Origin of the sequence: Sodalis sp. (in: enterobacteria) (assembly GCF_051710625.1) — a bacterium.
Classification (GTDB): Bacteria; Pseudomonadota; Gammaproteobacteria; order Enterobacterales; family Enterobacteriaceae; genus JBPESN01.
The window spans coordinates 1-7,949 of sequence record NZ_JBPESN010000089.1 but is presented as its reverse complement, the minus strand read 5'-3'; the positions used below and the strand labels follow the sequence as shown (position 1 = coordinate 7,949).

Sequence of the window (7,949 nt, the reverse complement as noted above, 5' to 3'; positions counted from 1 at the left end):
CCGGGGTTATGGGAGAGGCTTTTGGCGTTTTCCCCTGTCGCTCATCACGCAGTTGTTTTACCCATTTCGTCATCGTAGAAAAGCCGACGTCCATGGCTTTTGCTGCTGGCGCGGCGGTGTAATTTTGATCGACAACCAGTTGAGCGGATTCGCGTTTAAATTCAGGACTAAAATTTCTTCTTTTCATTGGTGCACCCGGTGTTGTTCTGAGGTGAGCATATCACCTCTGTTCAGGTGGCCAAATTCAGTGTGCCACTACACTTTCAGGGTGGCGAAGGTCTGACCCGAATTGCTGTATGGCACCGAAAAATCAATCACTTGCCGACGCTTATCGGTTGCCGACATCCCGGACATAATCGCGTCGAACTTGCCAGCCTCCAGTGCCGGGATCATGCCGATAAACGGCTGGACGACAATCTCACCTTTCACCTGCATCGATTTGCACAGGACCTTATACAAATCAATTTTAAAACCATCCAGCGTCCCGTCCGGTTTGGTGAAATTGAACGGTCGGAATGCCCCTTCGGTACCAATGCACACCGTCGTCCATTTTTTCCTTTCCGCGGCCTGGGCGCTGACGCTGGTGAACAGCGTCGCCGTCATGCACAGCGCGCAAACCATTGTGGATAATTTCATTCTAAACCTACCTCTGGTCAAAATTGCCAACGAAAATATCGCCGGGGCGATATGAAATCATGTCTTGCCACCCTCAGAAGGCAGGACGCGTATTTTTCACGTAAGACAGGCTCTGTTGCGGCCGCAAAGTGCGGCATCAGCCGATATTCTAGCCATTGCAACAGGAGGCGGGTCAGAATTAGATTGATCGCCAAATACAGCGCCCCCGCCACCAAAAATACTTCGAGCGCACGGTAGGTTTCAGCGATGATGCCGGCAGCAATGCCGGTTATCTCCATCAGGGTGATGATTGACGCCAGCGAGGTGGATTTAACCATGGAAATCATTTCGTTACCGTAGGCGGGCAACGTTATCGAGGATCCACACGCCGCTCAGACGCATCAGCGTCAATAGCAAGGCGAGGAAAAACCCTAGCGCCACCGAGCTTATCGCCAGTTCCAGCGTTAACGGCACGCCCGGCAACAGCTGCATGAGTGTGTCACGTAAAATTACAATGTCCATCAGCGTGTCGCACCCCGTGAGTAGTGATGTTTAGCCTTGCGCAGCGACCAACCGGACAACGCAGAGATAAGCAGATACAACAGCGCGGCGGCGATATAAAAATCAAACGGTCGGCCAGTCGAGTCAGAGCCGGTCTGTGCCTGGGTCAGCAATTCCGCGACGCCGGTAACCGAAATAAGCGCCGATTCCTTTAACACCAGTTGCCATACGTTACCCATGGGCGGCAGCGAAAAGCGCAACGGAAGCGGCGCGATAATGCGGCGCAACCGGGTCGCGCGCACCATGCTGCAGGCCACCGCCGCCCCAGCTCGCCGGGAGAGATGGCCCGGTAGGAGCCGCGGGAAACCTCGGTCTGCTGGGCGCCAGCGATGATCCCGACTGCCAGCATGCCGGCCAAAAAGCCGGGAAAGGCGATAAAACCATCCGTGTGGAACAGTCCGCCGAGTGCACTCAGCAGGCTACTGCCGCCAAAGTAAAAAAGGTAAATCACCAGCAGGTCGGGAATGCCGCGCAGCACCGTGGTATAGATGTCGCCGGCGATGCGTAGCGGCGCATTGCCGGCGATTTTGGCTCAGGCGACCAGCGCACCGATGACCACGCTGAGCACAAAGCCGCGCAGCGAAAGCGCTATGGTCACCGCCATGCCCGACAGCAGCATGACGCCCCAGCCGTGTTCGCCGAAGCTGACCAATTGCCAGAAGTTGATCGTTTGCATGTTGTTATCCGTTAAGCCCGCAGCGGGTGGAGCGCATCACTCATTATCGGGAAACGGCGGTGTTACGCCCTCGAGAATCGGGTTGATGAACTCAACGCCGGCAAGCCTGGCGCGATGTTCTGCCTTCGCCTGCGCAATTAATTCAGGGTGCTGCAGCAGATCGACGGCGGTACTGGCCATAATCTTGGCGGAATGGATCATTCCTTTATGGGCCACGGCGGCCTTGCCCTGCACAACCAATTGCCATGAATGCCCCGGCGTGCCGATGGCGTAGGTGGCGCCATAAACCTGCACGGTCGGCACCACCCACCTCACGCTGCCCACATCGGGCGAGCCGACCATGTCGCTATAGGGACGCCGCAGCGGCAACACGAAATCGCACAGCGGACGTTGATAATCCACCGCCAGGCTATAGCGATCATAAGCGCTTTTCAGATCGTCCTGGGAGAGGGTTTGCTGGAAACGCGCAGCATAAGCGCGGTCCGCGTCATCGAAAGGCGGCGGTCCCAGTAATGCCAGATGCGCCTGCATGCGTGCTTCCAGCGGACCGTTGCCGATAAGATTGGCATCGCCGCTCAGCACCTGACTACTGACGGTGGTCTCGCTCATCAACACCGCGCCGGCGGCGATGTTGTCGACCCGCTTAACCAGCTGCTGCAACGCCGGCAATTCGCGTGCGCGGATCAAATAGCGTACCGTTGCCCGCACCTGCACGACATTAGGAGAATGGCCGCCGGTATCGGTTACTGCATAATGAATCCGCGCCGAACTGGGTATATGCTCGCGCAGGTAATTGACGCCGACGTTCATCAATTCGACCGCATCCAGCGCGCTGAGCGGCCCAGGTGCGGGCTGGCGGGCGCATGAGCGGGCCCGGCCGCTGAAGTGTAGTTAATTTCATTACAGGCCAGGGAGTTGGCCTCTATCACACCGCTAAAGGCGTTGGGACACCTACTGATGTCGATATCCACATCATCGAACACTCCCGCGCGTACCATAAAACCTTTGGCGGAGCCGCCCTCTTCCGCCGGACAACCATAGAATCGCGCCCATCCCAGCAGATGATGGGCGGCGAGAAAATCTTTCACCGCGCTGGCGACCTGTAACGCCGCGCTGCCCAGCAGATTATGACCACAACCGTGACCGTTACCGCCCGCCTGCACCGACCGGGGTTCCGCGACGTCTGCCTCCTGGCTGAGACCTGGCAGGGCGTCATACTCGCCGAGGATGGCGATGACCGGTCCACCGTGCCCGGCTTTACCGACCATAGGTGTCGAGATACCGGCGATGCCGCGCTCGATACGGAACCCTTGCTGTTGGAGTATCGCCGCGATTTGCGCCAAAGATTGCACTTCGTCGTAATTGAGCTCTGGCGTGGCCCAAATCCTGTCGCTTAAGGCGCAAAATGGCGCGCGGCTGGCCTCGACGCATGACCAGACCTCTTCCAGTGTGTAACTGTCCGGCTGTGAGGTTGACGGGGTTGCTACCGGGGTGCTGGCGTCCACATTTATTACCTGGTGACCTCTAAAATAAATGAAGTAGCAATTATTATAATTACTAGCAAGATGCAGGCCAACGCGACCACGTTCGGTAAGCGCGCGCGACGGGGATGTCTGAGAGCAATGACCTGCCGCCAACACTCATTGAACCAAATAAGTGCAACCCATGGGGTATTCGCACCAATAATGTGCAAGCGATGATGAAGGGCCATGCCTTGGGGCGACGGCGTGCCGCGCCGGCAATGCGCAGAAGTAGCGGACAGAAAAGAGGCATAGGGCATCGGCAGGAAGCTCACCAGCACACTTAAATGATGAACCCACGGACAAAGAGCGCCATCATGCGGCGGGATGTTCCGCCATGGTGCATCAATGACAGACGGGGCGGACACGTTTTCCATCCGCCCCTGAAAGCCTATTTTTGCGGGCGCAACGCCGGGAACAGAATCACGTCGCGAATGGTATGGCTATTGGTTAACAGCATCATCAGGCGATCGATACCGATACCCAACCCGGCGGTCGGTGGCAGGCCGTGCTCCAACGCGGTGACATAGTCCTCGTCATAGAACATCGCTTCATCGTCGCCGGCGTCTTTGGCCTGGGCCTGCTCAGCAAAGCGCGCCGCCTGATCTTCGGCATCGTTGAGCTCGGAGAAACCGTTTCCGATTTCGCGCCCGCTGATGAAGAATTCAAAACGATCGGTAAAGAACGGATTATCATCATTGCGGCGCGCCAGCGGCGAGACTTCCGCCGGGTAGGCGGTGATGAAGGTCGGCTGAATGAGATGGCTTTCCGCCGTCTCTTCAAAAATCTCGGTCTGCAGCCGCCCCAGGCCCCAGCTTTTGTCAACCTTAATACCCAGTGACTCGGCGATAGCAGTGGCGGAAGCCATATCGTCCAGCGCTTCCGGCCGGGTCTCCGGGCGATAATGGCAGATGGCCTCTTTCATGGTCATCTGGGTAAACGGCTTACCGAAATCGAAGGTTTGATCGCCATAGTGCACCACGCTGCTGCCGAGTACCCGCTGCGTCAGGGTGCGGAACAACGTTTCCACCAGCACAATCAGGTCGCGGTAGTCCGCATAGGCCATATAGAGTTCCATCATGGTGAACTCGGAATTATGGCGCGGCGATAAGCCTTCATTGCGGAAATTGCGGTTAATTTCAAAGACCCGCTCAAAGCCGCCCACCACCAGCCGTTTCAAATACAGCTCCGGCGCGATACGCAGATACATACCGATATCCAGCGCGTTATGATGGGTGATGAACGGACGCGCCGCGGCGCCGCCTGGGATGGTTTGCATCATCGACGTTTCCACTTCCATGAAATCGTTATCCATCATAAAACGGCGGATTTCCGCCATAATGCGCGAACGCGCTTTGAAGGTTTGGCGTGATTCATCGTTGGCGATCAAATCAAGATAGCGCTGGCGATAGCGGGTTTCCTGATCGGCCAGGCCGTGAAACTTATCCGGCAGCGGACGCATCGCTTTCGTCAGCAGGCGAATTTCACTACAGTGGATCGACAACTCGCCAGTGCGGGTTTTAAATAATTTGCCGCGCGCCCCCAGAATGTCGCCGAGGTCCCATTTTTTGAACTGCTCGTTGTATTGCCCTTCCGGCAAATCGTCGCGGGCGACGTAGAGCTGGATTTTCCCGCCCACGTCCTGCAGGGTAGCGAAGGAAACTTTGCCCATAATACGGCGGGTCATCATGCGGCCGGCAATGCTGACCTTAATGTTCAACGCTTCCAGTTCTTCATTGCTCTTCTCGCCGTAGCGGGCATACAGCTGCTCGGACACGGCATCTCGGCGGAAATCGTTAGGAAAAGCAATACCCTGCTGACGCAACTGGCCGAGTTTTTCCCGCCGCGAACGCAGCTCGTTATTCATATCCAGCGCCTGAGGGGCGTCATCCTGTGAGTGTGATTCAGACATATGGGTTCCTCATAGCCCTGCTTTAAGACTGGCTTCAATAAATTTGTCCAGATAGCCATCCAGCACTGACTGGGTGTTGCGCGTTTCCACGCCGGTACGCAGATCCTTGATGCGGGAATCGTCCAGCACGTATGAGCGGATCTGGCTGCCCCAGCCAATATCGGACTTGGTATCTTCCAGCGCCTGCTTTTCTGCATTCTTTTTCTGCAGCTCGAATTCATACAGCTTGGCTTTCAGCTGTTTCATCGCCTGATCTTTATTTTTATGCTGCGAACGGTCGTTCTGACACTGGGTGACGATATTGGTCGGCAAATGGGTAATACGCACCGCGGATTCGGTCCGGTTAACGTGCTGGCCGCCGGCGCCGGCGGCGCGATAAACATCAATGCGCAGATCCGCCGGGTTGATGTCGATATCGATATCGTCGTCCACTTTCGGGTAAACGAAGGCGGAGCTGAACGAGGTGTGCCGCCGGCCGCCGGAGTCAAACGGACTCTTGCGCACCAGGCGATGCACGCCGGTTTCGGTCCGCAGCCAACCATAGGCATAGTCGCCGATGACCTTGATGGTCACCGATTTGATGCCGGCTACTTCCCCTTCGGACTCTTCGAGAATTTCGGTTTTAAAACCGCGCGATTCCGCCCAGCGCAAATACATTCTGAGCAGCATGCTGGCCCAGTCCTGCGCTTCAGTGCCGCCGGACCCGGCCTGGATATCGACGTAGCAGTCGGCGCTGTCGTATTCGCCGGAGAACATACGGCGAAATTCCAGTTGTTTCAACTTAGCCTCCAGACCGTCCAGTTCAGCCTGGGTTTCGAGAAAGGTCTCTTCGTCGTCCTCTTCCACCACCAGCTCCAACAGGCCGGCAACGTCTTCCAAACCCTGGGTAAGCTGATCGATGGTTTCAACAATCGCTTCCAGCGACGAGCGCTCTTTTCCCAGCGCCTGCGCGCGTTCAGGCTCATTCCAAACGTCGGGCTGTTCCAGCTCGGCGTTTACTTCTTCGAGACGTTCTTTCTTGAGATCGTAGTCAAAGATACCCCCTCAGAACGGCTGTCCTTTCCGACAGGTCCTGAATACGGTTTTTTACCGGATTAATTTCAAACATGGATTAATGTGCTCATTGACGAGAAGGAATGCGTGTTAACCCGCTATTGTAACGGATCCGCGCCGCGGAAGGTCGCCGCCGTCGTCAATCCGATGGCGACGGCGGCGGTGGGCTACAGCGGCCAGATATGCTGTATCAAAAGCTGCAGGGAGCGGTTACCGCGAAACTCTTAACCTCCAGCCTGTAGGCCAACTCGACGGTATGGACGCTATTGTCCGGCACAGGCGTGGGTCGATATTGAAAGCGATACCATCCAGCGTGGGGTTTGCCGCCACGGGTTCAAGCAGCAGTTTCAGGTGTTTCTCTTTCACTAAACGCTGACTGAGTACGCGAAACCGCCCGTCAAACAGCGGGTCCGGAAACCTTTGCCCCCAGGGACCGCCGTCACGCAGCAGCTCGGCGCTGGTCAGCGACAATTCCTGGCCGGCCAGCTCGCCGTCCGTCCAAATCCAGATTACCCCTTCGAGCATCGCGGGATCGAGCCACTCATCGATTAATGCAGCGAAACGCTGGCGAAAATGCCCAAACTGCTCCTGCTCCAGCGTCAGGCCGGCCGACCATGGCATGGTCGCCAAATTTTAGTATCATACCGGGATGCAAGGTGTTTAGGCGCTCAAGCAGATCGCACATGTGCAAACCGGCCACCGACCTTCCAGATCCCTTTAGTACGCCCTCACCCGCGGGCGTAAAGGCAATAAGCGGCCGGCGAACCCGCTCTTTGATCTGCGATGCCAGAATGCCCACCACCCCCATGATACCATTGCTCATGGTAGATAGCCAGACCAAAGGGCATCACCTGCTCGTCGCGCGCCATTGACTGGCATAGCGCCAGCGCTTCCATTCCCTGTTCAATTTCACGCCGGGTTTGATCGAGAGCATCGAGCTCCTCCGCCAACATGCGCGCCTGCGGCAGATCCTCGCTCAGCAGCAGCGCGACCCCGAGCGACATATCGTCCAATCGCCCGGCGGCGTTGAGCCGCGGTCCCAATGCGAAACCCAGATCGCTGGCGCACAGCCGGGTAATATCGCGATTGGCCACTTCCGCCAGCGCGCGGATGCCGGGACGGCAACGGCCGGCGCGAATGCGCCTTAGTGTAGTGGCACACTGAATTTGGCCACCTGAACAGAGGTGATATGCTCACCTCAGAACAACACGGGTGCACCAATGAAAAGAAGAAATTTTAGTCCTGAATTCAAACGCGAATCCACTCAACTAATTGTCGACCAAAATTACACCGCCGAGCCAGCAGCAAAAGCCATGGACGTCGGCTTTTCTACGATGACGAAATGAGTAAAACAACTGCGTGATGAGCGACAGGGGAAAACGCCAAAAGCCTCTCCCATAACCCCGGAACAAATCGAAATACGTGAGCTCAAGAAGAAGGTACAACGCATTGAAATGGAAAACGAAATATTAAAAAAGGCTACAACGCTCTTGATGTCAGACTCCCTGAACAGTTCTCGTTAATCGGGAAACTCAGAGCGCATTATCCTGTGGCCACACTCTGCCACGTGTTCAGGGTTCATCGCAGCAGTTACAAATACTGGAAAAGTCGT

Annotated in this window: 8 protein-coding genes and 3 pseudogenes; 1 reads left to right on the top strand and 10 read right to left on the bottom strand. The window is 56.4% G+C overall.

Annotated elements, in window-relative coordinates; all coding sequences use genetic code 11:
- From ACTBDU_RS15110 to ACTBDU_RS15065, 10 genes and pseudogenes are all read right to left on the bottom strand, one after another.
- On the bottom strand, positions 1-187 hold a 187-nt coding region (locus ACTBDU_RS15110; RefSeq protein ID WP_438807045.1), incomplete at its 3' end, for a transposase.
- 68 nt (positions 188-255) lie between these two features.
- Entirely contained in the window at positions 256-636 is a 381-nt protein-coding gene (locus ACTBDU_RS15105) for a transporter substrate-binding domain-containing protein (protein WP_438807044.1), read from the bottom strand.
- Positions 637-653: 17 nt separating this feature from the next.
- Positions 654-962, bottom strand: a complete 309-nt coding sequence (locus ACTBDU_RS15100; RefSeq protein ID WP_438807043.1) for a hypothetical protein — start codon at positions 960-962, stop codon at positions 654-656.
- Positions 963-966: 4 nt separating this feature from the next.
- The gene (locus tag ACTBDU_RS15095; RefSeq protein ID WP_438807042.1) at positions 967-1,137 is read right to left on the bottom strand and encodes a hypothetical protein; all 171 of its coding nucleotides are present in this window, start codon (positions 1,135-1,137) and stop codon (positions 967-969) included.
- Positions 1,137-1,433, bottom strand: coding sequence for an ABC transporter permease subunit (locus ACTBDU_RS15090; protein ID WP_438807041.1), 297 nt, complete (start codon positions 1,431-1,433; stop codon positions 1,137-1,139). Before ACTBDU_RS15090 ends, ACTBDU_RS15095 begins: the two co-directional genes overlap by 1 nt.
- Before the next feature lie 275 nt (positions 1,434-1,708).
- A complete protein-coding gene (locus tag ACTBDU_RS15085; protein ID WP_438807040.1) occupies positions 1,709-1,852 on the bottom strand; it encodes a hypothetical protein in 144 nt (47 codons plus the stop codon).
- Between the two features lie 36 nt (positions 1,853-1,888).
- A pseudogene (locus tag ACTBDU_RS15080) lies at positions 1,889-3,357 on the bottom strand (amidohydrolase).
- 406 nt (positions 3,358-3,763) lie between these two features.
- Positions 3,764-5,284: a lysine--tRNA ligase gene (gene lysS / locus ACTBDU_RS15075; RefSeq protein ID WP_438807039.1), complete on the bottom strand. Its 1,521-nt coding sequence runs from the start codon at positions 5,282-5,284 to the stop codon at positions 3,764-3,766.
- A gap of 9 nt (positions 5,285-5,293) precedes the next feature.
- A protein-coding gene (gene prfB, locus ACTBDU_RS15070) for a peptide chain release factor 2 (protein ID WP_438807038.1) occupies positions 5,294-6,392 on the bottom strand; the annotation gives its coding sequence in 2 pieces (ribosomal slippage) (positions 5,294-6,316 and positions 6,318-6,392; 1,098 coding nt in all).
- 112 nt (positions 6,393-6,504) lie between these two features.
- Positions 6,505-7,485: pseudogene (locus tag ACTBDU_RS15065) on the bottom strand (DHHA1 domain-containing protein); the annotation flags it as partial.
- Between the two features lie 72 nt (positions 7,486-7,557).
- On the opposite strand from ACTBDU_RS15065, the pseudogene ACTBDU_RS15060 reads away from it, so the two are divergent.
- Positions 7,558-7,949, top strand: a pseudogene (locus ACTBDU_RS15060) (transposase); the annotation flags it as partial.

Bases quoted from the DNA above. Each gene is read 5' to 3' on its own strand.
- ACTBDU_RS15105 (WP_438807044.1), bottom strand. From the start codon at position 636: ATGAAATTATCCACAATGGTTTGCGCGCTGTGCATGACGGCGACGCTG.
- ACTBDU_RS15100 (WP_438807043.1), bottom strand. From the start codon at position 962: ATGATTTCCATGGTTAAATCCACCTCGCTGGCGTCAATCATCACCCTG.
- ACTBDU_RS15095 (WP_438807042.1), bottom strand. From the start codon at position 1,137: ATGGACATTGTAATTTTACGTGACACACTCATGCAGCTGTTGCCGGGC.
- ACTBDU_RS15085 (WP_438807040.1), bottom strand. From the start codon at position 1,852: ATGCAAACGATCAACTTCTGGCAATTGGTCAGCTTCGGCGAACACGGC.
- lysS (WP_438807039.1), bottom strand. From the start codon at position 5,284: ATGTCTGAATCACACTCACAGGATGACGCCCCTCAGGCGCTGGATATG.